Origin of the sequence: Massilia sp. Mn16-1_5 (assembly GCF_004798585.1) — a bacterium.
Taxonomy (GTDB): domain Bacteria; phylum Pseudomonadota; class Gammaproteobacteria; order Burkholderiales; family Burkholderiaceae_D; genus Telluria.
The window spans coordinates 263,338-288,048 of the sequence record NZ_PPXQ01000001.1 but is presented as its reverse complement, the minus strand read 5'-3'; the positions used below and the strand labels follow the sequence as shown (position 1 = coordinate 288,048).

The following is a 24,711-nucleotide window of genomic DNA, read 5'->3' as shown; positions in this document are numbered from 1 at the left end:
CCTGATGCGCGCGCTGGCTTGACGCTCATTTCTGCGTGGGCACGGGGCGCCCACCCCACGCCCCGTACCCTCCTCCACCCGGCGTCTCGATCACGAACAGGTCGCCGGCCTTCATCTCGACCTTGCCGATGTGGCCGATCTGCTCGACGCGCCCGTCGGCACGCACCACCGTGTTGACGCCACGCGCACCGGGCTCGCCGCCGGCCATGCCGAAGGGCGCGTAGATCCGGTTGTTCGACAGGATCGCCGCCGTCATCGGCTCAAGGAAGCGCACCCGGCGCACGCCGCCGTTGCCGCCCCGCCAGCGCCCGGCGCCGCCGGAACCGTGGCGGATTGCATAGCTCTCCAGCCGCACCGGGAAGCGGAATTCGAGGATCTCGGGATCGGTCAGGCGCGAGTTGGTCATGTTGGTCTGCACCACGTCGGTGCCGTCGAAGCCGGGACCGGCGCCGCTGCCGCCGGAGATCGTCTCGTAGTACTGGTAGCGCGCATTCCCGAAGGTGAAGTTGTTCATCGTCCCCTGCGAGGCCGCCTGCACGCCCAGCGCGCCGTACAGGGCGTTGGTGATGCAGGTCGAGGTCTCGACATTGCCCGAGACGACCGAGGCCGGGTAATGGGGATTGAGCATCGAGCCGGGCGGGATAATCACGACCAAAGGCTTCAGGCAGCCGCCATTGAGCGGGATCTCGTCCTCGACCAGGGTGCGGAACACGTAGAGCACGGCCGCCATGCAGACGCTCGAGGGCGCGTTGAAGTTGTTGTCGAGCTGGGGCGAGGTACCGCTGAAATCGATACGGGCGCTGCGCGCCTGGCGGTCGACGGTGATCGCCACCGCGATGCGCGCGCCGTTGTCCAGGTCCACCGTGAAGCTGCCGTCCTTCAGGACCTTGACGACGCGCCGCACGGCTTCCTCGGCATTGTCCTGCACGTGGCCCATGTAGGCGCGCACCACGTCCAGGCCGAAGTGCGCCACCATGCGGTGCAGTTCCTCGACACCCTTCTGGTTGGCCGCGACCTGGGCGCGCAGGTCGGCCATGTTCTGGTCCGGGTTGCGCGCCGGGTAGCGCGCGCCTTGCAGCAAGGCCCTCGCCTCGGCCTCGCGCAGCACGCCGTCGCGGCCGTCCACCAGCTTGAAGTTATCGATCAGGACGCCCTCTTCCTCGATGTGCGCGGAGTCGGGCGGCATCGAGCCCGGCGTGGTGCCGCCGATGTCGGCGTGGTGGCCGCGCGAGCCGACGTAGAACAAAATCTCGGACCCGGCTTCGTCGAACACGGGCGAGATCACGGTCACGTCGGGCAGATGGGTGCCGCCGTTGTAGGGGTCGTTCAGCACGTAGACGTCGCCCGCCGCCATCTTGCCGGCATTCGCGCGCATCACGGTCTTGATGCTCTCGCCCATCGAACCCAGGTGCACCGGCATGTGCGGCGCGTTCGCGGCCAGGTTGCCGGCGGCGTCGAAGATCGCGCAGCTGAAGTCGAGGCGCTCCTTGATGTTGACCGAATAGGCCGTGTTCTGCAGGCGCAGGCCCATCTGCTCGGCGATCGACATGAACAGGTTGTTGAAGATCTCGAGCATGACCGGATCGGCCGTGGTGCCGATCGCGCGCCGTTCGGGCAGCGCCTGGACGCGCCGCAGCACCAGGTGCCGGTAGGGTGTGACCTCGGCCTGCCAGCCGGCTTCGACGACGGTGGTGGCATTGTCCTCGGCGACGATGGCGGGACCGGCAATGAGGTCGCCCGGCTGCAAGTCGGCGCGGCGGTAAATGCCTGTTTCGCGCCATTCGCCGCCGCCGAACATGCGCACCGTATCGAAGACTTGCAGCGCTTCCGTGCGGGCCGCGGCCGGCGCGATCGTCTCGGGCGGCGCTTCCGAGCGTCCGAGCGCCTCGACCGACACCGCTTCCACGACCAGCGCGCGCGAAGGCATCAGGAAAGAGAAGCGGCGCTTGTAGGCGGCCTCGAAGGCGGCCTGCATCGCCGGCTGCGTGCCGAAGCCGACCAGCAGCGCCGAATCGGTCCCTTCGTAGCGCAGGTGCACGCGCCTGAGCACGTCGATGCGCTCGTCCTGCACGCCCTGCGCGCGCAGTTCCTCCGTTGCCTCTGCCGCCAGCGCGTCCAGGCGCGCGGCCAGCGCCGCGATGGCGTCGGGCCCGAGGCGTTCCTCGACGGCCTGCTCACGCATCGCGCTCTGGTCGGCCAGGCCCATGCCGTAGGCCGAGAGCACGCCGGCCAGGCCGTGGATGAAGACCGTCTTCATGCCGAGGGCATCGGCCACCAGGCAGGCATGCTGGCCGCCGGCGCCGCCGAAGCTGGTCAGCGCATAGCCGGTGACATCGTGGCCGCGCTGTACCGAGATCTGCTTGATCGCGTTCGCCATGTTCCCGACCGCGATGTCGATGAAACCTTCGGCCACCTGCTCCGGCGTGCGCGCGTCGCCGGCAGCAAGCCCGATCTCGCGCGCCAGTTCGGCGAATTTCGCGCGCACGACCTCGAGGTCGAGCGGCGCGTCGCCATTCGGCCCGAACAGGTGCGGAAAATGCGCGGGCTGGATCTTCCCGAGCATCAGGTTGGCATCGGTGACCGTCAGCGGCCCGCCGCGGCGGTAGCTGGCCGGGCCCGGATTGGCGCCGGCGCTGTCCGGCCCGACGCGGTAGCGGCTGCCGTCGAAATGCAGGATCGAGCCGCCGCCGGCGGCCACCGTGTGGATGCTCATCATCGGCGCGCGCATGCGCACGCCGGCCACTTGCGTCTCGAAGACCCTTTCGAATTCACCGGCGTAGTGCGAGACGTCGGTCGAGGTGCCGCCCATGTCGAAGCCGATGATGCGCTCGAAGCCGGCCAGCCGACTGGCGCGCACCATGCCGACGATGCCGCCGGCGGGGCCGGACAGGATGCTGTCCTTGCCCTGGAAGGCGCGCGCATCGGTCAGGCCGCCGTTCGACTGCATGAACTGCAGGTGCACGCCGGGCAGCTCCGCCGCCACCTGGTCGACGTAGCGGCGCAGGATGGGCGACAGGTAGGCGTCGACCACGGTGGTGTCGCCGCGCGCGACCAGCTTCATCATCGGGCTGACTTCGTGCGACACGGAGATTTGCGTGAAGCCGATCTCGCGTGCGATGCGGGCGACTTCGCGTTCGTGCCGCGTGTGGCGGTAGCCGTGCATGAAGACGATGGCGAGCGCGCGGGTGCCGCTGTCGTACACGGCCTGCAGCTCGGCGCGCGCCTGTGCCGCATCGAGTTCGCGCACTACTTCGCCGTGGGCGCCGATACGCTCGTCGATCTCGACCACCTGGCCGTAGAGCAGCTCGGGCAGCACGATGTGGCGCGCGAACAGCTTGGGACGGTTCTGGTACGCGATGCGCAGCGCGTCGCGAAAGCCGCGCGTGATGGCCAGCGCCGTGCGTTCGCCCTTGCGTTCGAGCAGCGCGTTGGTGGCGACCGTGGTGCCCATCTTGACGGCCTCGATGGCGCCGGCCGGCAGCGCTGCGCCGGGAGCGATGTCCAGCAGGTGGCGGATGCCGGCCACCGCCGCGTCCCGGTACTGCTCGGGGTTCTCCGACAGCAGCTTGTGCGTGACCAGGCTGCCGTCGGGACGGCGCGCCACGATGTCGGTAAAGGTGCCGCCGCGGTCGATCCAGAACTGCCAGTCCATGCTCCACTCCCTTCCGTTCAAGTCGGCCTATTGTATTCGCGATGGATGCGATAATTGGTGAAAACGCAGCGCAGTATCGATACTATTCCGGAGCCCCATGGACAATCCACTCTACAGCGTGGCGCAGATACGCGCCACGGAAGCGGCCGCCGCCGAGACACTCGAGCCGGGCGCGCTGATGCGCGCCGCCGGCCGCGCGGCCGCCGACGCCGCCCTTGCCCTGCTGGACGGCGCGCGCGAGCGGCCGGTGCTGGTGCTGGCCGGCCCGGGCAACAACGGCGGCGACGCCCTCGAGCTGGCCGCCCATCTCGGCGAAGCGGGCGTCGACGTCGTCGTGCTGCACCTGGCCGGCAGCGGCAAGCCCTCGCCGGAAGCGGCGCAGTCCCTGGTGCGCGCCCACGCCAGCCGCGCCAACTTCGCCGACGTCGCACCCGACGTGCGCGACTGGGCACTGGTGGTGGACGGCCTGTTCGGCATCGGGCTCGCACGGCCGCTGGAAGGCCGCTACCGCGACCTGGTGCTGGCCATCGACCGCGTCCGCTGCCCGGTGCTGGCGCTGGACGTGCCGAGCGGCCTGGATGCCGACAGCGGCAGTGTGATCGGCCCGAACGGGGTCGCGGTGCGCGCTACTCACACCATCACCTTCATCGGGGACAAGCCGGGCCTGCACACGGCCGAAGGGCGCGACCATGCGGGACTGGTGCAGGTGGCCGGCCTCGGACTCGACGCCGGCCTCTACGAACCGGCCCAGGCCGGCATCGCTTCGCCGGCCCTGTTCGCCTCCCTGCTTTCGCCGCGGCGCCAGAATTCGCACAAGGGACAGTTCGGCGACCTGGCCGTGATCGGCGGCGCGCGCGGCATGGCCGGCGCAGCCGTGCTGGCCGCACGCGGCGCGCTGTATGCCGGTGCCGGGCGCGTGTTCGCAGTGACGATCGACCCGGTGCAAGCCTTCGATCCGCTGCAACCCGAGCTGATGTTCCGCCTCGCCCACGATTTCGACATGGCCGGCCGCGTGCTGGTACTCGGCCCCGGCATGGGCGGCGCGATGGAAGCGATGCGCGCGCTCGGGCACGGCATCGACAGCGCGGCGCCGATCCTGCTCGACGCCGACGGCCTGAACCTGGTTGCGGCCAGCACCGAGCTGCAGGCACGCCTGACGCACCGCCAGGCGCCGACGGTCGTCACGCCGCACCCGCTGGAAGCGGCGCGCCTGCTCGGCCGTTCGGCGGCGGAGGTCCAGGCCGACCGCCTGGGCACGGCGCGCGCGCTGGCCAGGCGCCTGCAGGCGGTGGTGGTGCTCAAGGGTGCGGGCAGCGTGGTCGCGCGGCCGGATGGCGAGGTGGCGATCAACCCGACCGGGAATCCGGGGCTGGCGACCGGCGGCAGCGGTGACGTGCTGGCCGGTGTCTGCGGGGCGCTGCTGGCCCAGGGTTGGCCGGCGTGGGAAGCGGCGGTCGGCGCCGTGTGGATGCATGGGGCGGCGGCGGACCGGCTGGTCGAACAGGGCGTCGGGCCGGTGGGGATGACGGCGGGAGAATTGCCGGCGGCGGTGCGGTCGGTGTTGAACGATTTGATTCGCGAGCACGGCCACGCACGATTCCGTTGAACGCGTGGACGGGCAAAGCCGTCCACCCTACAGCGTACGTCGTAGGGTGGACGGGTCCCCCGTCCACGCGTTCAACGTGCGTTCGCGTGCTCGTTACACCAGCTTCCCCGCCGCGATGGTGATCGTCCGCCCACAGCGCGCCGCCATCGCCGGATCGTGCGTCACGAGCACCAGCGTCGACCCGCGCTCGCGGTTCAGCTCGAACATCAGTTGGATGATCGACTCGCCGGTCGCCGCGTCCAGGCTCCCGGTCGGCTCGTCCGCGAACAGCAGCGGCGGTTCTGTCACGAACGCGCGCGCCAGGGCGACGCGCTGCTGCTCGCCGCCGGACAGGTACTTCGGATAATGGCGCAGGCGGCTCGACAAACCGACCCGGCCCAGCATGGCCTCGGCCTTGGCGCGCGCCTCGCCGTCGCCGCGCAATTCCAACGGCAGCATCACGTTCTCGAGCGCGTTCAAGTGCGCCAATAACTGGAACGACTGGAACACGAAACCGAGCTTCGCCTTGCGGAAGGCGGCGCGGCCGTCTTCGTCGAGGGCGAAGATGTCGGTCCCGTCCAGCAGCACGCGGCCGCTGCTGGGCGCGTCGAGACCGGCCAGCAGGCCGAGCAGGGTCGACTTGCCGGAGCCGGAGGCGCCGACGATCGCAAGCGTCTCGGCCGGTTGCACGGTAAAATCGATGCTGTGCAGGATGGTGAGTTCGCCGCTGGCGTCCGCCACCCGCTTGGATAGGCCTTCCACCTGGATCGCCGCCTTGTTTCCCACGCTGGATACAGGATTTTTCAACGCCTCGGAGTTATCGCGCATGCTGTCGTTTCTTAAGAGATTAGCTGTCGCAGCAAGCCTGGTGCTTGCTTCGGCGAGCGCCTATTCTGCACCAAAAACCGTACTCGTGGTGGGTGACAGCCTGTCGGCCGAATATGGCCTGGCGCGCGGCGCGGGCTGGGTCGCCCTGCTGGAACAAAAGCTGAAAGCGGAGAAGATCGACGCCAGCATCGTCAACGCCAGCATCAGCGGCGAGACCACCAGCGGCGGCCGCGCCCGCCTGCCCGCCCTGCTCTCGGCGCACAAGCCCGACATCGTGGTGCTCGAACTCGGCGCCAACGACGGCCTGCGCGGCCTGCCGGTGGAGGCCGCCTCGAGCAACCTGCGCGAGATGATCACCATGGCGCAGAAGCAGCGCGCCAAGGTCATGCTGATCGGCATGCGCATGCCGCCAAACTATGGGCGCGCCTACACCGAACGCTTCTTCTCCATGTTCGACGCGCTCTCGAAGCAGTACAAGGCGCCGCTGGTGCCCTTCATGCTCGAAGGCGTGGCCGACAAGCCGGCGCTGTTCCAGGCCGACCGCCTGCACCCGAGCGCCCAGGCGCACCCGATCATCCTGAATAACATCTGGCCCACCTTCCATCAACTGATCAAGACACGATGAAATACCCCGCCGTACTGGGCTTTGCCGACATCCTTCCCGAACTCGACCGGTTCGACACCATCATCGACGCCCGCAGCGAAGGCGAGTACGCGCTCGACCACCTGCCGGGCGCCATCAACTGCCCGGTGCTGAACGACGAAGAGCGGATCCGCGTCGGCACCCTCTACAAGCAGGTCGGCGCCTTCGAGGCCAAGAAAGTGGGCGCGGCCCTGGTCGCGCGCAACATCGCCCGGCATATCGAGGAACAGTTCGGCGACAAGCCGCGCGAGTGGAAGCCGCTGGTCTACTGCTGGCGCGGCGGCAACCGCAGCGGCTCGCTGGCCCACATCCTGGCGAAGATCGGCTGGCCCGTGGTGCAGCTCGACGGCGGCTACAAGGCCTATCGCGCCGCGGTGAGCGCCGCCCTGGAAGCGCCGCCGGCGCTGCAGTGGCGCGTCATCTGCGGCACCACCGGCAGCGGCAAGAGCCGCCTGCTCGAGACCCTGGAGGGCCTTGGCGCGCAAGTACTGGATCTCGAACGCCTGGCCGCCCACCGCGGCTCGGTGCTGGGCCACCTGCCCCATGAGCCGCAGCCGACCCAGAAGATGTTCGAGACCCGCATCTGGGACAAGCTGCGCCACTTCGACCCGAGCCGCCCCGTGTTCGTGGAATCGGAAAGCAAGAAGGTCGGCAACCTGCGCGTGCCGGAGGCCGTCATGGCCGGCATGCGCGCCGCGCCCTGCGTCGCCCTCACCGTCTCGCGCGCCAACCGCGTGCGCCTCTTGATGGAAGACTACGAACACTTCGCGCGCGATCCGCAGGCCCTGAACGGCCAGCTCGACCACCTGGTGCAGCTGCACGGCCGCGCCAAGATCGACGCCTGGCACGCGCTCGCCAACAGCGGCGCCATGCCGGAGCTGGTCGACCAGCTGCTGGTCGAACACTACGACCCGGCCTACCTGCGCTCGATCGACCGCAACTTCGTGCAGTACGGGCAGGCGCAGGTGCTGGAGCTGAACGACATCGGGCCGCAGGATTTCATCAGGGCGGCGCACGCCCTGCACGCCGCGTAGGGTGGACTCCGTCCACGCGGTGATCGTTATCGGCTCCGATTCCGTGCTCGACGATCTCGCCGTCGCGTATCACCGCGTGGACTCGGGAGTCCACCCAAAAAAAAATCCGGACACGCGTGTCCGGTTTTTTTATTCCTGCACCAGGCCCGAAGGCCTGCGATAGATTACTCCGTCTTGGCTTGCGTAGCACCGGCGTTGATCTTCACCTTCGACTTGGCCTTGATCGCTTCGACGAAGTTGTAGAGTTCCGCCTGGCCCACCAGCCCGCCGATCTGCTCGGCTTCCTGGCTGCGGCGCGCCGTATCCGGCTGGGCCGGCTGCGACACCTTGCCGATGCGGTAGACGCCATAGCCGATGCCCGGCAGGTCGACGCCGACATAGGCCGGCAGCTTGGTCACGTCGGCCTTGAACACGGCCAGCGCGCCGGCGCTGTTGATGCTTGGCTGCTGGGTGCGCGACAGGACCTTGGTCTCGCCGAAGCCGGTGGCGTCGCCGGAGGCCTTGGCTGCGGCCAGTTTCGCTTCGCCGGCCTGGCGTGCCAGGCGCAGTGCTTCTTCCTGGGTCACGCGCTGGCGGATGGCGGCTTCGACTTCGGCCAGCGGACGCTTGGTGGCCGGCTTGAACTCGACCACGCGGCCGGCGATCAGCACGGCCGGCGCGACTTCGACGGCTTCCGTGTTGCGCTTGTTCTTGATCGCGTCCGCCCCGTACAGCGCGGTCAGGAACTTCTCGTTGTTGTACGGCTCGGCGCCCAGGGCCGGATTCGGCTTACGGGTCAGGTTGTCGGCGGTCTGGATCTTCAGGCCCAGCTTGTCGGCGGTCGGCTTGAGGCTGTCCGACTGCTCGTAGACGCTGTCGTTGAACTGCTCGGCCAGCTCCGAATACTTCTTCGACAGCTTCGACTTCTTGACCTCGGCGGCGATCTCTTCCTTCGCGTCCGCCAGCGACTTCTGGCTCGCAGGCTTGACCGAGGTGACCTTGACGATGTGGTAGCCGAATTCCGACGGCACGATGCCGCTGATCTCGCCTTCCTTCAGGCCGAACAGCGCGTCGTCCATGGCCTTGCCGAAGGTGCCGCGCTCGACCTTGCCGAGATCGCCGCCGTTCGGGGCCGAACCCGGGTCCTGCGACTGGGTCTTGGCGATCGCCGCGAAATCGGCCGGGTTCTTGCGCACCTCGGCCAGCACGGCTTCGGCCTTGGCCTTGGCGGCGGCTTCCTCGGCCGGCTTGGCGCCCTGGGCCTTGGTGATCAGGATGTGGCTGGCGGTGCGCTCTTCCGGCGTGGTGAAGCGCTTCTGGTTGGCTTCGTAGAACTGGGCGATCTCGGCGTCGGTCACGCTGACCTGGCTTTCCACGGCTGCGCTGTCGAGCACGATGTACTCGGCTTTCACGGTTTCCGGGATCTGGAACAGGTTGGCGTTCTTGTCGTAGAAGGCCTTGACCATGTCGTCGGTGACTTTGACTTGCGGCAGGTACTGGGCGACCGGGAACACCAGTTCCTGCACTTCGCGCTGCTGGTCGTTGATGTCCGAGATGCGGCTGGCGACCGAGCGCGGCACGAAGGCGGTCGCCTGGACCGAACCGGCCAGCTGCTGGATCGCCATGTCGCGGCGCATGCGCGCTTCGAAGATCTGCGGCGTCATGCCTTGCGCAGCCAGTGCCGCGCGGTAGGCGTCCATGTCGAAGCTGCCGTCCGGCTTGCGGAAGGATTCGATGGCGTTGATGGCCTTGGCGATCGACTGGTCGCCCACCGTCAGGTGGCTGCGCGCGATTTCGGCGTTGACGGCGCGTTCGGCGACCAGGTTTTCCAGCACTTCGCGCTTCGCTTCAGGCGTGTCGAACAGTTTCTGGTCGAATTGCGGACCCATTTGCTGGCGCGCCTGGTCGATCTGGCGGCGCTGCGCATCGTCCCATTCCTGCTGGGTGATCTTCTGGTCGCCGACGCTGGCGACGCCGGCCGCGCTGTCGCCGCGGTTCTGGTAGCTCTCCACGCCCACCAGCACGAATGAAGGAATGATCAGCAGCAGCAGGACGCCCTGCAATATGCGCTTGTTGTTACGTACAAAATCAAACATGGTCCACCAATCGCTGTAGAAATGGCTCGCTGTAGAAATGTCTTCTACGCACAAGTTAAAAAAAAAGGCGAACTCGCGTTCGCCTCTTCTCGTTGACATCCTCTTTCTCAAGCATGTCAGATACTGCTGAAATCTGGCGGAGCGGACGGGGCTCGAACCCGCGACCCCCGGCGTGACAGGCCGGTATTCTAACCAACTGAACTACCGCTCCAAATTCTGGGCGTTTTGTGGCGGAGCGGACGGGGCTCGAACCCGCGACCCCCGGCGTGACAGGCCGGTATTCTAACCAACTGAACTACCGCTCCACAAAACACTGGGTACTACTCCATCCTTGCGGCGAAAGCCGAGAGGCTTAAGCTCTCCACCTGCTACAGGATGTTTTCTTTGCATGTCACTGCAAAGAAGGCATTAGTTTACAGCATCTTTCAGTGCTTTACCAGCCTTAAATTTCGGAACCTTTGCAGCTTTAATCTTGATTGGTTCCTTGGTGCGTGGATCGCGGCCGGTGCGCTCGGCGCGATCGCCGACGGTGAAGGTGCCGAAGCCGACCAGGGTCACGCTATCGTTGTTCTTCAGGGTGTTCGTTACCGCTTCGATCATCGCGTCAAGGGCACGGGTGGCCGAGGCCTTGGTAATATCCGCGGATTTCGCGATTTCTTCGATCAGTTCAGTCTTGTTCACTCGTATCCTCTTTCGTTCCTGGCGCTGCGGCGCTGCGCCTTCCTGCAAAAAGTGCAAGCGCGTATTAAACAAGGGGCGTTTGCTTCTGTCAAGCAACATTCATCTCTGAATGCTTCATATGTGGCGATTTATCGGTCCCAGGCGGCCACGCCAATAAAAAAAGGCGCCCCGCGGGGCGCCCTTCATGCACTCAGGCAGCTATCAGTGCTTGACCACGCCTTCCTGGCCTTCGGTCGATGCCGCCGGCGTCACCGACACGGCCGGCACGTCGACGATGGCTTCCGGCTGGCGTTCCAGCGCGACTTCCAGCACCTTCTCGATCCAGCGCACGGGCACGATCTCGAGCTTGTTCTTGACGTTGTCCGGAATCTCGGCCAGGTCCTTCACGTTCTGCTCGGGGATCAGGACCGTCTTGATGCCGCCGCGATGCGCCGCCAGCAGCTTCTCCTTCAGGCCGCCGATCGGCAGAACTTCGCCGCGCAGCGTGATCTCGCCCGTCATGGCCACGTCGGCGCGCACCGGAATGCCGGTGAAGGCCGACACCAGTGCCGTCGTCATGCCGATACCGGCGGACGGACCATCCTTCGGGGTCGCACCTTCCGGCACGTGGATGTGGATGTCGCTCTTTTCAAACGCTTCCGCCTTGATGCCGAAGCGCTGGGCACGCGAACGCACCACGGTGCGGGCCGCCTCGATCGATTCCTTCATCACGTCGCCCAGGGTACCGGTGCGGATGATGCCGCCCTTGCCGGGCACGTTGACGGCTTCGATCGTCAGCAGGTCGCCACCGACCTCGGTCCAGGCAAGACCCACCACCTGGCCGACCTGGTTTTCCTTCTCGGCCACACCGAAGTCGTAGCGGCGCACGCCCAGGAACTTGTCCAGGTTCTTGTTGCTGACGACGACGGTCTTCTCGTTCTTCTTCAGCAGCAGCATCTTGACGACCTTGCGGCAGATCTTCGAGATTTCACGCTCGAGCGAACGCACGCCGGCTTCGCGGGTGTAGTAACGGATGATGTCGCGGATCGCCGACTCTTCCACCTTGATCTCGCCATCCTTCAGGCCGTTCGCCTTGACCTGCTTCGGCAGCAGATAGCGCTGGGCGATGCTGGTCTTCTCGTCTTCGGTGTAACCCGACAGGCGGATGACTTCCATCCGGTCCAGCAGCGCCGGCGGGATGTTGAAGGAATTCGAGGTCGCCACGAACATCACGTCCGAGAGGTCGAAGTCGACTTCCAGGTAGTGGTCCGAGAAGGTGTGGTTCTGTTCCGGATCGAGCACCTCGAGCAGGGCCGAGGACGGATCGCCGCGGAAGTCCGCACCCATCTTGTCGATCTCGTCGAGCAGGAACAGCGGGTTGCGCACGCCGACCTTCGCCAGCGATTGCAGCACCTTGCCCGGCATCGAGCCGATGTAGGTGCGGCGATGGCCGCGGATCTCGGCTTCGTCGCGCACGCCGCCCAGGGCCATGCGCACGAACTTGCGGTTCGTGGCGCGGGCGATGGACTGGCCGAGCGAGGTCTTACCCACGCCCGGAGGACCCACGAAGCACAGGATCGGGGCCTTCAGCTTGTCGACGCGCTGCTGGACAGCAAGATACTCGAGGATGCGTTCCTTGATCTTCTCGAGGCCGTAATGCTCGGCTTCGAGCACCTTCTCGGCGTTCGACAGATCGTTGGTGACCTTCGACTTCTTCTTCCATGGCAGCGAGACCAGGGTGTCGATGTAGTTGCGCACGACGGTGGCTTCGGCCGACATCGGCGACATCAGTTTCAGTTTCTTGATCTCGGCGGTGGCCTTGTCCAGCGCTTCCTTCGGCATCTTGGCGGCGATCACCTTCTTCTCGAGCTCGTCGATGTCGGCGCCGTCTTCGCCTTCTCCCAGTTCCTTCTGGATGGCCTTGACCTGTTCGTTCAGGTAGTACTCGCGCTGCGACTTTTCCATCTGGCGCTTCACGCGGCCGCGGATGCGCTTCTCGACCTGCAGGATGTCGAGTTCGCCTTCCAGCTGGCCGAGCAGGTGCTCGAGGCGCTTGGCGACGTTAAAGATTTCCAGGATGACCTGCTTTTGCTCGAGTTTCAGCGGCAGGTGGGCGGCGACGGTGTCGGCCAGGCGGCCGGCGTCGTCGATGCCGGCCAGCGAAGCCAGGATCTCGGGCGGGATTTTCTTGTTGAGTTTGACGTACTGATCGAACTGCTGGACGATCGCACGGCGCATCGCCTCGACTTCGGAATCGTCGCCGATTTCCGAACGCAGCGGGGTCAGCTCGGCGACGAAGTGGGTCGGCGCATCGCTGATGTGATCGATACGGGCACGCTGGGAACCTTCGACCAGCACCTTCACGGTGCCGTCCGGCAGCTTCAGCATTTGCAGGATGTTCGCGACGCAACCGATCTCGTAGATGTCGGCGGCGGAAGGTTCGTCCTTGGCAGCTGCTTTCTGGGCAGCGAGCATGATGCTCTTGCCCTGCTCCATCGCGGCTTCAAGCGCCTTGATCGATTTTGGGCGGCCAACGAACAGTGGTATCACCATATGGGGAAACACGACCACGTCGCGCAACGGCAGGAGGGGCAGCGTCGTTTGCTCGGTTAATTTCGAAGTTGTCATGGTATACCTTATAAAAATCGTGTAGACGATGTTGGGCGCACACGGTTGAAACTCAAGACCGGCCAAAAAAATTATTTCTGCGAATTAAAAAATATCATCATCGCGAAACACAATCTGGACGTTCCAATAAAATCCCGATTTGAAATGAAAAAGCCACCACGCGACCGGAGTCGCGAGTGGCTTTTCGGTTGAAGCCGGATGCTTTTATTGAGGTAAATTGTACCGCCAAGCTTCCAGCGCACAAGTGCTTTTGTGGTTTCCGCGCGGATATTTTTTAATTTTCTCCGGACACTTTTGCCGTTTCGCTATAAATAAGCAAAGGTTTCGCACCGTTCGTGATCGTATTTTCATCGACCACGACTTTCACGACGTTTTGCTGGTTCGGCAATTCGTACATCACGTCGAGCAGCGCGTGTTCCAGGATGGACCGCAGGCCTCGGGCACCGGTCTTGCGCGCCAATGCCTTTTTCGCAATCGCGTGCAATGCGGCCGGACGGATTTCCAGTTCCGCGCCTTCCATTTCCAGCAGTTTCGAATACTGCTTGATCAGCGCATTCTTCGGCTCGATCAGGATCTGGATCAGCGCCTCTTCCGTCAGTTCGCTCAGGGTGGCGACGACCGGCAGGCGGCCGACGAGTTCCGGGATCAGGCCGAACTTGATCAGGTCTTCCGGCTCGGCTTCGAGCAGGATTTCGCTGTTCGAGCGCTGGCTCTGGCTCTTCACGCTGGCGGCGAAGCCGATGCCGCTCTTTTCAGAACGGTTCTGGATGATCTTGGCCAGGCCGTCGAAGGCGCCGCCGCAGATGAACATGATGTTGGTCGTGTCGATCTGGACGAAGTCCTGGTTCGGATGCTTGCGCCCGCCTTGCGGCGGTACCGAGGCCATGGTGCCTTCGATCAGTTTCAGCAGCGCTTGCTGGACGCCCTCGCCCGAGACGTCGCGGGTAATCGACGGATTGTCGGACTTGCGCGAAATCTTGTCGATCTCGTCGATGTAGACGATGCCGCGCTGGGCCTTTTCGACTTCGTAGTTGCAGCTCTGCAGCAGCTTCTGGATGATGTTCTCGACGTCCTCGCCCACATAGCCCGCTTCGGTCAGCGTGGTGGCGTCGGCGATGACGAAAGGCACATTCAGCATGCGCGCCAGGGTCTGGGCCAGCAGGGTTTTACCCGAACCGGTCGGGCCGACGAGCAGGATGTTGCTCTTGGCCAGCTCGACGTCGTCCTTCTTGCCCAGGTGCTTGAGGCGCTTGTAATGGTTGTACACCGCCACCGAAAGAATGCGCTTGGCGGTCTGCTGCCCGATCACGTATTGGTCGAGCAGTTCGGCGATCTCGTGCGGCGTCGGCAGGTCGGACTTGGCGCCCGCCACCGATTCCACGTTCGAAGTCTCGTCGCGGATGATGTCGTTGCACAGGTCGATGCACTCGTCGCAGATGAAGACCGAAGGTCCCGCGATGAGCTTTTTGACCTCGTGCTGACTCTTGCCGCAGAACGAGCAGTACAGAAGCTTTTCGCCGCTGGAGGATTTTTTGTCAGACATGGGGGGCAGGTCTCAAGTAAGTACTGGAAATAATGCGAATATAACGGGAATGCGGGGACGCGACAACGCATGCGTACACCACCATGCTACCCGAAATAAAAAACAAACGCCCGAACGTGTTTGCGCCCGGGCGTTTTTTAAGCAACACCTTGTGGTGGCTCAAGCGCTTGGTGACGCTTAGGCGCGGTTGGTCAGCACCCGGTCGATCAGTCCGTACTCGACCGACTCCTCGGCCGACATGAAGCGGTCGCGGTCGGTATCCTTGTGGATCTGCTCGACGCTCTGGCCGGTGTTCTCGGCCATGATGCGTGCCAGGCGCTCGCGCAGGTACAGGATTTCCTTGGCCTGGATCTCGATGTCCGATGCCATGCCCTGCGATCCGCCGGACGGCTGGTGGATCATGACGCGCGAGTTCGGCAGCGAGAAACGCTTGCCCTTGGCGCCGGCTGCCAGCAGGAAGGCGCCCATCGAGGCCGCCAGGCCCGTGCACAGGGTCGACACGTCTGGCTTGATGAAGTTCATCGTGTCGAAGATGGCCAGGCCGGCCGAAACCGAGCCGCCAGGCGAGTTAATGTAGAGCGAGATGTCCTTGTCCGGATTCTCGCTCTCCAGGAACAGCATCTGGGCGACGATCAGGTTGGCCATCTGATCGTTGACAGGACCGACCAGGAAAATCACGCGTTCCTTGAGCAGACGCGAGTAAATGTCGTACGCGCGTTCGCCACGGCCGCTTTGCTCAACTACCATCGGCACGAGGCCGAGTGCTTGGGTGTCCAATGCCGGATTACGGTTCATACCTGTCTCGTTCCTTGAAAGTGGTGCTCAAATAAAGGGAAGGCCCAAGCGACGAGCCTACCCCTCCGATCAAGCCTGTGGGTTGCTGCCCATCAATTCGTCGAAAGCGACGTCCTTGGTGGCGACCTTCGCCTTGCCAAGCACATAGTTAACGACGTTTTCTTCCAATACAAGGGCTTCCACTTCGCCCAGGCGACGGCGGTCGCTGTAGTAGTACTTCAGGACTTCCTTCGGATCTTCGTAGCTCTGCGCGAAGTCTTCGATCTGGGCCTTCACCTGCTCTTGGGTAGCTTGCAGGTTGTTGTCCTGGACCAGTTGCGACAGGATCAGACCCAGGCGCACGCGGCGCTCGGCCTTTTCGGCGAACAGGTCGGCCGGGAACGGCAGGCTCTTCACGTCCATGCCGCGCTGGGCCATGTCCTGGCGGGTCTGCTCGGCCAGGCGCTCCGAATCCTGCTGGATCATGACTTTCGGCACGTCCATCTCGGTCACTTTGACCAGGGCGTCCATCACGGCTTCCTTGTTGCGGGCCTTGACGCGGGCGTTGACTTCACGCTCCAGGTTGGTCTTGATGTCGGCGCGCATTTTTTCGATCGAGCCGTCTTCGATGCCCAGCGACTTGGCGAACTCTTCGTCGACTTGCGGCAGGTGGGCCCACTCCAGCTTCTTCAGCGTGATGGTGAACTCGGCGGTCTTGCCGGCGACGTCGGCGCCGTGGTAATCGGCAGGGAAAGGCAGCGGGAAGGTCTTGCTCTCGCCCACTTTCAGGCCGACGGTCGCGGCTTCGAATTCCGGCAGCATGCGGCCTTCGCCGAGCACGAAGGCGTAGTCTTCCGCCTTGCCGCCCGAGAATTCCACGCCGTCGATGGTGCCGACGAAGTCGACGGTCACGCGGTCGCCATTGGCGGCAATCGCTTCGCCACCGTCGCCGTGCTCGCCTGCCTCACCCTTGGTGTGGTAGTGCACGCGCTGCTTGCGCAGGATGTCGATGGTCTTGTCGATCTCGGCGTCCGAGACTTCGGCCTTGACGGTTTCGATCTCGGTGGCGGCCAGGTCGCCGATCACGACTTCCGGGAACACTTCGAAGGTCGCATCAAAAGCGAGCATGCCTTCCGGTGCGTCTTCCTTCGGCTCGATTTTCGGGAAACCGGCAACGCGCAGCTGGTTCTCGTTGGCGGCTTCGTTGAAAGCGCGGCCGACGCGGTCGTTCAGCACGTCCGACTCGATCTGGTAGCCATACTGGGCTGCGACCATTTTCAGAGGCACTTTGCCCGGACGGAAACCAGGAGCCTTGGCGGTCTTGGCCTGCTTCTTGAGGCGTTTTTCAACTTCCGAACGGACGTCGCTCAGCGGAAAAGTGATCGTCAAGCGACGCTCGAGTTTGTCCAGGGTTTCGACTGCAGTTGCCATCGTAAAAATCGTCCAAAAAAATAATTATTCGTGGTGCGAGGAGGGGGACTCGAACCCCCACACCATTGCTGGCGTCAGGACCTAAACCTGGTGCGTCTACCAATTTCGCCATCCTCGCGCAGGATTGCATATTGCCACAAAAACAAAGGGCGCCCGACAGTAGAAACCGGCCGCCCTGCACTCCATTGTTTAGGGGCTACAACTTCAACCCGGTATTTTACTGGATTTTCTGACACTATAGGAGTGAATTTTATGGACGTGCGGGGCGTGGGATCGCCGCATGTCTCCATGCACCCCAAAATGCCGTGGAGTCGGGACTCCACGCGGTACAGCGCGTCCGATACCACAATGCCCTTATCGGCCAGGCCTCTTCACCCTGAACCACGCCGCATACAAAGCCGGCAGGAACAGCAAGGTCAAGGCCGTCGCCACCAGCAGGCCACCCATGATCGCCACCGCCATCGGCCCCCAGAACACCGAGCGCGACAGCGGAATCATGGCCAGCGCCGCCGCGGCAGCCGTCAGCAGGATGGGCCGGCAGCGCCGTACCGCCGCCTCGACGATCGCATTCCAGGGCGCGGCGCCCGCGCGGATGTCCTGCTCGATCTGGTCGACCAGGATCACCGAGTTACGGATGATCATGCCGAACAGCGCGATCACCCCGAGATTGGCGACGAAGCCGAAAGGCCGGTCCAGGACCAGCAGCGCCATCGCCGCCCCGGCCACACCCAGCGGCCCGGTGAGAAAGACCAGCATCGCCCGCGAGAAGCTGTGCAGCTGCAGCATCAGCAGGGTAAACACGATGAACAATACCAGCGGCACGTTGGCCGTGATCGAGGCTTCCGCCTCCGAGCTGTCGGCTGCGGCGCCCTCGAGCGTGATGCGGTAGCCGGCCGGCAGCCGGGCGCGGATCGGATCGAGCCGGGCGCTGACCTGGGCCGAGACCGTCGGCCCCTGGATGCCGGCTACGACGTCCGACTGCACCATGATCGCCCACTCGCGCCCCTCGCGCCAGATCACGCCCGGCTCCCAGGCCAGTTCGAGGCGCGCCACCTGCCCCAGCGTGACCGGGCGGCCCGAACCCGTCGCGACGTTCAGGTCTTGCAGCACGCCGATCGTCGCGCGCTCCTCGAAAGGCTGGCGCACCACGATGTCGATCAGCTGCCTGGTTTCGCGGAACTGGCCGATCCGGGTGCCCGTCAACAGCGTCTGGACGGCGCGGCGCACGCCCTGCGAGCTCAGGCCCAGGGCGCGCAGCTTGTCCTGGTCGAGGTCCAGGCGCAGCACCTTGACCGTCTCGTTCCAGTTGTCGTTGACGCCGACCGCGTTCGGATTGGCGCGCAGCACTTCCTTGACCTGCCCCGCCAGGGCGCGCACGAGGCCGATATCCGGGCCGGCGACCTGGAACTGCACGGGATACGGCACCGGCGGGCCGTTGGGCAGCAGTTTTACGCGCCCGCGCACTTCGGGGAAGTCGTTCGCAAAGACCTCTTCGATGGCGCGCCTGAGCGTCTCACGGTGCGCGGCGTCGACCGGCAGCACCACGAACTGCGACACGTTCGATTGCGGAAAGATCTGATCCAACGGCAGATAAAAACGCGGGCTGCCGGTGCCGACATAGCTGGTGATGCTTTCCACACCTTCCTGCCTGCGCACGAAATGCTCGAACTTCTTCGCCAGCGCCTCGTTCGCCGCAAAACTGCTGCCTTCCGGCAGCCACATTTCCACCATGAGTTCCGGCCGGCTCGAATCGGGGAAGAACTGCTTTTCGATGAAGCGAAAGCCGAACACGCCGAGCCCGAACACGGCCAGGCTGAGCGCGATGGTCGTCTTGCGATAGTCGACGCACCAGTTCACGAGCCGGCGAAAGCGCTGGAACCCGGGCGTATCGAAGACGCCGTGCGCATGGGCGTGACCGCCCGGCTTGGGTTTCAGGAGGAGAAAACCGATATAGGGCGTGAAGGTCACGGCCACCACCCAGGACACCAGCAGCGCGATCGCATTCACCGAGAACATCGTGAAGGTGTACTCGCCCGCCGCCGACTTCGCCAGGCCGATCGGCAGGAAACCCGCCGCCGTGATCAGGGTGCCGGTCAGCATCGGCATCGCCGTCGAGGTGTAGGCAAAGGTGGCCGCGTCCAGGCGCGACAAGCCCTCCTCCATCTTGCGCACCATCATTTCGACGGCGATGATGGCATCGTCCACCAGCAAGCCGAGCGCGATGATCAGCGCGCCCAGTGAAATCTTGTGCAAGGCGATGTCGAAGATGCGCATGAAGAGGAAGGTGATCGCCAGCACCATCGGGATCGTCATGGCGACCACCAGCCCGGGGCGCACGTCGAGGAATAGCTTCGGCCGGGTATGCAGACCCAGCGCCAGGAAACTGACCGCCAGCACGATTACGACCGCTTCGATCAGGGTATGGACGAATTCGTTCACCGAACTGGTCACGGCGCGCGGCTGGTCCGCCACCTGCGCCAGCTCGATGCCGACCGGCAGCTGGGCACGCAGGCGGGCGATCGTCTCCGCCAGGGCTTCGCCCATGCGGATGATGTTGCCGCCCTTCTCCATCGACACGCCCAGGCCGATGACTTCCTTGCCGTTGAAGCGCATCTTCTCCGCCGGCGGGTCGCGGTAGCTGCGCAGCACGCTGGCGAAGTCCCCCAGGCGGAAGGTGGTGCCGTTCGCGCGCAGCTGCAGCTCTTCGAGTTCGCTGAGCTTCCCGATCGTCCCGCTCACCCTGGCGTACAGGTTCTCGCCGGGTGTGACGAGGACGCCGGCCGCCTCGACGTTGTTTTGCGTGGCCAGCTGGTTCACGACCTGCTCGAAGGGAATGCCCAGCTGCGCGAACTTCTTGTGCGAGAACACGATGTCGACCTGCTCGTCCTGCACGCCGAACTCCTCGACCTTGGCCACCAGCGGCACCGCCAGCAGCGCCTGGCGCACGAAATCGGCGTAATCCTTCATTTCGGCATAGGTGAAGCCGTCGCCGGACAGGGCGAAGATCGAACCATAGGTGTCGCCGAACTCGTCGTTGAAGAAGGGCCCGAGCACCCCGGGCGGCAGGGTGCCGGCGATGTCGCCGATCTTCTTGCGCACCTGGTACCAGGAGGCGGGCACCTCGCGCGGCGGCGTCGATTCGCGCAGTTCGACCAGGATCGTGGTCTCGCCCGGCTTGGAGAAGCTGCGCAGGCGGTCGAGGTAAGGCGTCTCCTGCAGCTTGCGCTCGAGCTTGTCGGCGACCTGCTCGGCCATCTGCACCGCGGTCGCGCCCGGCCAGACGGCGCGCACCACCATCACCCGAAAGGTAAACGGCGGATCCTCGTCCTGGCCCAGCACCGTATAGCTGAGGATGCCGCCGATCAGCAGCGCCGCCATCAGGTAGCGCGTCAGCGGGACGTGTTCCAGCGCCCAGCGCGACAGGTTGAAGCCGCTCATCGCGCCGCTCCCGGCGCGGACGCGGGCGCCGCGACCGCAGCCGCTTCGGTGTCGCCGCGGCGTGCCACGTCGGCCTGCAGGACGCGCACCTTCTGGCCCTGGCGCAGCAGGTTAACGCCGGCCGTCACGACGGCCTGGCCCGCCTGCACGCCCGTTCCCAGCAGCACGTCGTTGCCCGCCTGGCCGAGCACCTGTACCGGCACCCGGCGCACCGCGCCGCGTTCGACCAGCCAGACGCCCGCACTCCCCGCCTCGTAGTGCAGGCTGCTCAAGGGCGCGCGCAGGCCGGCCTCGGCGTTCGACGCCACCCGCACGGTGGCCGTCATCCCCAGGCGCACGTCAGGCTGCGGCGGGATCGCGACGCGCACGGTGTAGGTGCGGGTGGCCGGGTCGGCGGCGGGCGACACTTCGCGCACGCGGCCGCGGATCGTCTCGTCCGGATCGGCCCACAGCCGCACCGCCACCTGGCTGTCCATGCGCAGGCCGTCCACCCGGTCTTCCGGAATCCCGATCACGACGTCGAGCGCATCCAGGCGCGCCACCCGTACCACCGGCGTACCGGCCGCCACCACCTGGCCGGCCTCGGCATCGATGCCCGTCACCACGCCGTCGACATCGGACACCAGGCTCGCATAGCCCGCCTGGTTGGCCTGGCCGCGGAAGGCGGCGCGCGCGGCGTCGGCCTCGGCGCGGGCCGCGCGCATGGCGCTGCGCTTGGTGTCGAGCACCGACTGGCTGACGAAGTTCTGGCCGCGCAATTCCTTGTAGCGCGCATAGTCGGCCTCGGCCAGCTCGCGATTCGTTTCGGCCGCGCGCAGGCTGGCCTGGGCCTGGCTGGCCGCCAGCCGCAGGTCTTGCGGGTCCAGCCGCATCAGCACCTGGCCGCGGCGGACCGCGCTGCCGACCTCGACCTCGCGCGTCGTGATCTTGCCCGCTACCCGGAAGCCCAGGCGCGATTCGTAGCGCGGGCGCACCTCGCCCGGGAACTCGGCGCCGGCTTCGAGCGGCTCCTGGCCCAGGATCGCGATGCGCACGGGGCGTACAGGCTCGGCCTCGGGTTCGTGCCGGGAGCACGCGCCCAACAAGAAGCCCGAGAGCAGCATGGACGCGACCGGCAAGCGTCGCAGATGGATCAAGATAGCCACGGCATTCTCCCGCGCGAGTGGAACGGCCTGCTGTCTTCGCCAGTATGGTCCGCTTTGACCCCCGGCTCAAGCGGCGCCCCGTATAATGTCGCGCATCCAGTTGAGAGATGGCCGGCCGGTCATTGTCGATCGCATGCCCGTCGAGCACTACGAAAATTTCCCCGTCGCTTCCATCCTCCTGCCGCGCCGCCTGGTGCCGGCCGTGGAGGCGATTTACGCCTTCGCGCGCGGCGCCGACGACGTCGCCGACGAGGGCGATGCCCTGCCTGAACAGCGCCTGGCTGAACTGGCCGGGTACGAGGCGGCGCTGGACGAGATCGCGGCCGGCCGCACGCCTTCGAGTCCGATGTTTGCCCGGCTGGCGGCGGTGGTCGCCGAATTCCGGCTCGACCTGCAGCCGCTGCACGACCTGCTGTCCGCTTTCCGCCAGGACGTGGTGACCACGCGCTACCCCGACTACGCCGCCCTGCTCGACTATTGCCGGCGCTCGGCCGACCCGGTCGGGCGCCTGATGCTGGCCCTGTACTGCGTCGATGGCGAACGAAACCTGCGCGAGGCGGATGCCGTCTGCACCGCCCTGCAGCTGATCAATTTCTGGCAGGACGTCGGCATCGACATCGTCAAGGGCCGCATCTACCTGCCGCAAGAGGATTTGCAGCGCTTCGGCGTCGAGGAAGCCGATATCGTGGCGCAGGCCGATACCCCGGCCTGGCGCGCCCTGATTGCCTTCGAGGTGGAAAGGGCGCGCGCCCTGATGCTGCGTGGTGCGCCGCTGGCCACCCGGCTGCCGGGACGCATCGGCTGGGAGCTGCGCCTGGTGATCCAGGGCGGCCTGCGCATCCTCGAGCGCATCGAGCGGGCGCGCTACGACGTTTTCAGGCGCCGCCCACAGCTGGGCAAGCGGGATTACCTCGTCATGGGCTGGCGCGCGCTCCGTATGTAAGCAAAATTGCTGCCAAGCGGACCCGGCAGGCGTGCGCATCGGCTAAGATAGCGGATTCGCATCGCCTAACATTGCCTTTTTTACATGTCTCCTGACGAATACTGCCAGCAAAAGACTGTCCAGAGCGGTTCCAGCTTCTATTACAGCTTCCTGTTCCTGCCGCCCGAGCGCCGCCGTGCGATCACGGCCCTGTACGCGTTCTGCCGCGAGGTGGACGATACCGTCGACGAGGCGAGCGACGCCTCGCTGGCGCGCATCAAGCTGGCCTGGTGGCGCACCGAAGTCTCGACCATGTACAAGGGCACGCCGACCCATCCGGTCACCCAGGCCCTGAAGCCCCACCTCGCCGTCTACAACCTGAACGAGGAGCACCTGCAGGCCATCATCACCGGCATGGAGATGGACCTCGACCAGAGCCGCTACCTCGACTATCCGGGCCTGCGCAAATACTGCTGGCACGTCGCGGGCGTGGTCGGCATCCTGTCGGCCAGCATCTTCGGCTACACCAACCCGCAGACCCTGCAGTACGCTGAGAAGCTGGGCCTGGCGTTCCAGCTGACGAATATTATCCGTGACGTCGGCGACGACGCCCGGCGCGGCCGCATCTACCTGCCCGTCAACGAGCTGCAGCAGTTCGGCGTGACGGCGGCCGACCTGATGAATGCGCGCCACAGCGAAAAGTTCGAGGCGCTGATGCGGTTCCAGACCGAGCGCGCGCAAAGCATGTACGACGAGGCCCTGCTTTTCTTGCCGAAAGAAGACCGGCGCGCCCAGCGGCCCGGCCTGATGATGGCCGCGATCTACCGCACCCTGCTCGACGAGATCGCGCGCGACAACTTCCACGTCCTGAACCAGCGCATCTCGCTCACGCCGCTGCGCAAGCTCTGGCTGGCGTGGAAGACCTATGTCCGCAACTAAAGGTAGGCCTGCGCCTGCGGTCGCCGTCGTCGGTGGCGGCTGGGCCGGCTGCGCCGCGGCCGTCGAGCTGGCGCGCAAGGGCGCGCAGGTCACGCTGTTCGAAGCCGCGCGCACCCTCGGCGGACGCGCACGTGCCGTCGACCTCGACGGCCGCCTGCTCGACAACGGCCAGCACATCCTGCTCGGCGCCTACACGGAAACCCTGAATCTCCTGAACCGCGTCGGCGTCGACCCGAAGACGGCGCTGCTGCGCCTGCCGCTGCAGATGCGCTACCCGGAGGGGAGCGGCGGGATGGATTTCGTCGCTCCGCGCCTGCCCGCGCCCTGGCACATGACGATCGCCCTGCTGCGCACCAAGGGCCTGGAACGCGCGGACAAGATGGCGCTGGCGCGCTTCTGGACCGCCGCACGCTGGATGGGCTGGCGCCTCGACACCGACGTCAGCGTGCGGACCCTGCTCGAGCGCTTCGAGCAGACCGCCCGCCTGCAGCGCCTGATGTGGACTCCGCTGTGCCTGGCGGCCCTGAACACGCCGCCCGAACGGGCATCAAGCAACGTCTTCCTGGCCGTGCTGCGCGACAGCCTGGGCGCGAAGCGGGCGGCCTCCGACATGCTGATCCCGCGCCTCGAACTGAGCGCCCTGTTTCCGCAGGCGGCGGCGCGTTACCTCGCAGCGCAAGGCGGCAGCGCGCTGACCGGCGCCAAGGCCGCCTCGCTGCAGCGCGGTCCCGGCGGCTGGTTGGTCGAAGCGAGCGGCGCCGAGGGCCGTGTATTCGACGCCGTCGTGCTGGCGACGCCGCCCGCCCAGTCGGGCGCCCTGCTCGCGCCCTTCATCGAAACCGCGGAACTGTCGGCCCGGCTGAAAGCTTTCGAGTACGAGCCGATCGCCACCTGCTACCTGCAGTACGACGCGGGGCTGCGCCTGCCGCTGCCCTTCTGCGCCCTGCTCGACGCCCCCGAACAGGCGCGTTTCGGCCAGTTCGCTTTCGATCGCGGCCAGCTCGACCCGGCCCAGGCCGGCCTGCTGGCGGTCGTCGTCAGCGCCGCCGGCGCAGCCGCCGCCCTCGGCCAGGAGGAACTGGCGCGCGCGATTGCCGCCCAGCTGGACGCCGCTTTCCCCGGCCTGGGCCTGGCGGCGCCCCAGTGGAGCCGCGTGATTACCGAAAAGCGCGCAACCTTCGCCTGCACGCCGGGTTTGCAGCGTCCGGAGAATATGACGCCGCTGACCGGACTGGTGCTGGCCGGCGACTATACGGCCGGCGACTACCCGGCCACGCTCGAGTCGGCGGTGCGCAGCGGCCAGGCGGCGGCGACGGTCATCCTGCGTGGGAACCGGTCAGGCGGCAAAAACGGCAGCCTGTCGCACGGCGCTGGCGACGGCACGTCCGCATCCGTACAGTAGCAGCATCGGATA

At 65.7% G+C, this 24,711-nt stretch carries 16 protein-coding genes and 3 tRNA genes; 6 read left to right on the top strand and 13 right to left on the bottom strand.

Going from position 1 to position 24,711, the window contains the following annotated elements; translation table 11 throughout:
• Positions 1-25: 25 nt before the first annotated feature.
• The gene (locus C2862_RS01250) at positions 26-3,652 is read right to left on the bottom strand and encodes a hydantoinase B/oxoprolinase family protein (protein WP_136218289.1); all 3,627 of its coding nucleotides are present in this window, start codon (positions 3,650-3,652) and stop codon (positions 26-28) included.
• Positions 3,653-3,749: 97 nt separating this feature from the next.
• Between C2862_RS01250 and C2862_RS01245 the strand changes: the two genes are divergently transcribed.
• Positions 3,750-5,258, top strand: a complete 1,509-nt coding sequence (locus tag C2862_RS01245; protein ID WP_136218288.1) for an NAD(P)H-hydrate dehydratase — start codon at positions 3,750-3,752, stop codon at positions 5,256-5,258.
• 93 nt (positions 5,259-5,351) lie between these two features.
• On the opposite strand, the gene C2862_RS01240 is transcribed toward C2862_RS01245, so the two are convergent.
• The gene (locus C2862_RS01240; RefSeq protein ID WP_136218287.1) at positions 5,352-6,065 is read right to left on the bottom strand and encodes an ABC transporter ATP-binding protein; all 714 of its coding nucleotides are present in this window, start codon (positions 6,063-6,065) and stop codon (positions 5,352-5,354) included.
• Between C2862_RS01240 and C2862_RS01235 the strand changes: the two genes are divergently transcribed.
• Positions 6,064-6,690 (top strand): arylesterase, encoded by a 627-nt coding sequence (locus C2862_RS01235; protein WP_136218286.1) that lies wholly within the window; start codon positions 6,064-6,066, stop codon positions 6,688-6,690. The genes C2862_RS01240 and C2862_RS01235 overlap by 2 nt on opposite strands.
• Positions 6,687-7,742: a tRNA 2-selenouridine(34) synthase MnmH gene (gene mnmH, locus C2862_RS01230; protein ID WP_136218285.1), complete on the top strand. Its 1,056-nt coding sequence runs from the start codon at positions 6,687-6,689 to the stop codon at positions 7,740-7,742. Before C2862_RS01235 ends, mnmH begins: the two co-directional genes overlap by 4 nt.
• A 164-nt stretch (positions 7,743-7,906) precedes the next feature.
• Here mnmH and C2862_RS01225 read toward each other — a convergent pair whose 3' ends face one another.
• The 11 genes from C2862_RS01225 to C2862_RS01175 all read right to left on the bottom strand — a co-directional run bounded on the left by C2862_RS01225 (position 7,907) and on the right by C2862_RS01175 (position 21,436).
• Entirely contained in the window at positions 7,907-9,817 is a 1,911-nt protein-coding gene (locus C2862_RS01225; RefSeq protein ID WP_136218284.1) for a SurA N-terminal domain-containing protein, read from the bottom strand.
• 134 nt (positions 9,818-9,951) lie between these two features.
• Positions 9,952-10,028: transfer RNA gene (locus C2862_RS01220), tRNA-Asp, on the bottom strand.
• Positions 10,029-10,045: 17 nt separating this feature from the next.
• Positions 10,046-10,122: transfer RNA gene (locus C2862_RS01215), tRNA-Asp, on the bottom strand.
• A 103-nt stretch (positions 10,123-10,225) separates the two neighbouring features.
• Positions 10,226-10,498: an HU family DNA-binding protein gene (locus C2862_RS01210; protein ID WP_136218283.1), complete on the bottom strand. Its 273-nt coding sequence runs from the start codon at positions 10,496-10,498 to the stop codon at positions 10,226-10,228.
• 201 nt (positions 10,499-10,699) lie between these two features.
• On the bottom strand, positions 10,700-13,105 hold the full coding sequence (gene lon / locus C2862_RS01205) for an endopeptidase La (RefSeq protein WP_136218282.1): 2,406 nt from the start codon (positions 13,103-13,105) through the stop codon (positions 10,700-10,702).
• Between the two features lie 274 nt (positions 13,106-13,379).
• Entirely contained in the window at positions 13,380-14,648 is a 1,269-nt protein-coding gene (gene clpX / locus C2862_RS01200) for an ATP-dependent Clp protease ATP-binding subunit ClpX (protein ID WP_136218281.1), read from the bottom strand.
• A gap of 177 nt (positions 14,649-14,825) precedes the next feature.
• Positions 14,826-15,443 carry an ATP-dependent Clp endopeptidase proteolytic subunit ClpP gene (gene clpP / locus C2862_RS01195; protein ID WP_136218280.1) on the bottom strand — a complete coding sequence of 206 codons (618 nt, stop codon included), beginning with the start codon at positions 15,441-15,443 and terminating at the stop codon, positions 14,826-14,828.
• A 69-nt stretch (positions 15,444-15,512) separates the two neighbouring features.
• Positions 15,513-16,853, bottom strand: a complete 1,341-nt coding sequence (gene tig / locus C2862_RS01190; protein ID WP_136218279.1) for a trigger factor — start codon at positions 16,851-16,853, stop codon at positions 15,513-15,515.
• 31 nt (positions 16,854-16,884) lie between these two features.
• Positions 16,885-16,971 (bottom strand) — tRNA-Leu (locus C2862_RS01185).
• 236 nt (positions 16,972-17,207) lie between these two features.
• Positions 17,208-20,291, bottom strand: coding sequence for an efflux RND transporter permease subunit (locus tag C2862_RS01180; protein WP_136218278.1), 3,084 nt, complete (start codon positions 20,289-20,291; stop codon positions 17,208-17,210).
• Positions 20,288-21,436 carry an efflux RND transporter periplasmic adaptor subunit gene (locus tag C2862_RS01175; protein WP_229467235.1) on the bottom strand — a complete coding sequence of 383 codons (1,149 nt, stop codon included), beginning with the start codon at positions 21,434-21,436 and terminating at the stop codon, positions 20,288-20,290. Before C2862_RS01175 ends, C2862_RS01180 begins: the two co-directional genes overlap by 4 nt.
• Before the next feature lie 133 nt (positions 21,437-21,569).
• Between C2862_RS01175 and hpnC the strand changes: the two genes are divergently transcribed.
• From hpnC to hpnE, 3 genes are all read left to right on the top strand, one after another.
• Positions 21,570-22,379, top strand: a complete 810-nt coding sequence (gene hpnC / locus C2862_RS01170; protein WP_136218438.1) for a squalene synthase HpnC — start codon at positions 21,570-21,572, stop codon at positions 22,377-22,379.
• A gap of 84 nt (positions 22,380-22,463) precedes the next feature.
• A complete protein-coding gene (gene hpnD, locus C2862_RS01165) occupies positions 22,464-23,297 on the top strand; it encodes a presqualene diphosphate synthase HpnD (RefSeq protein WP_136218277.1) in 834 nt (277 codons plus the stop codon).
• Positions 23,284-24,699 carry a hydroxysqualene dehydroxylase HpnE gene (gene hpnE / locus C2862_RS01160; RefSeq protein WP_136218276.1) on the top strand — a complete coding sequence of 472 codons (1,416 nt, stop codon included), beginning with the start codon at positions 23,284-23,286 and terminating at the stop codon, positions 24,697-24,699. Before hpnD ends, hpnE begins: the two co-directional genes overlap by 14 nt.
• Positions 24,700-24,711 lie beyond the last annotated feature (12 nt).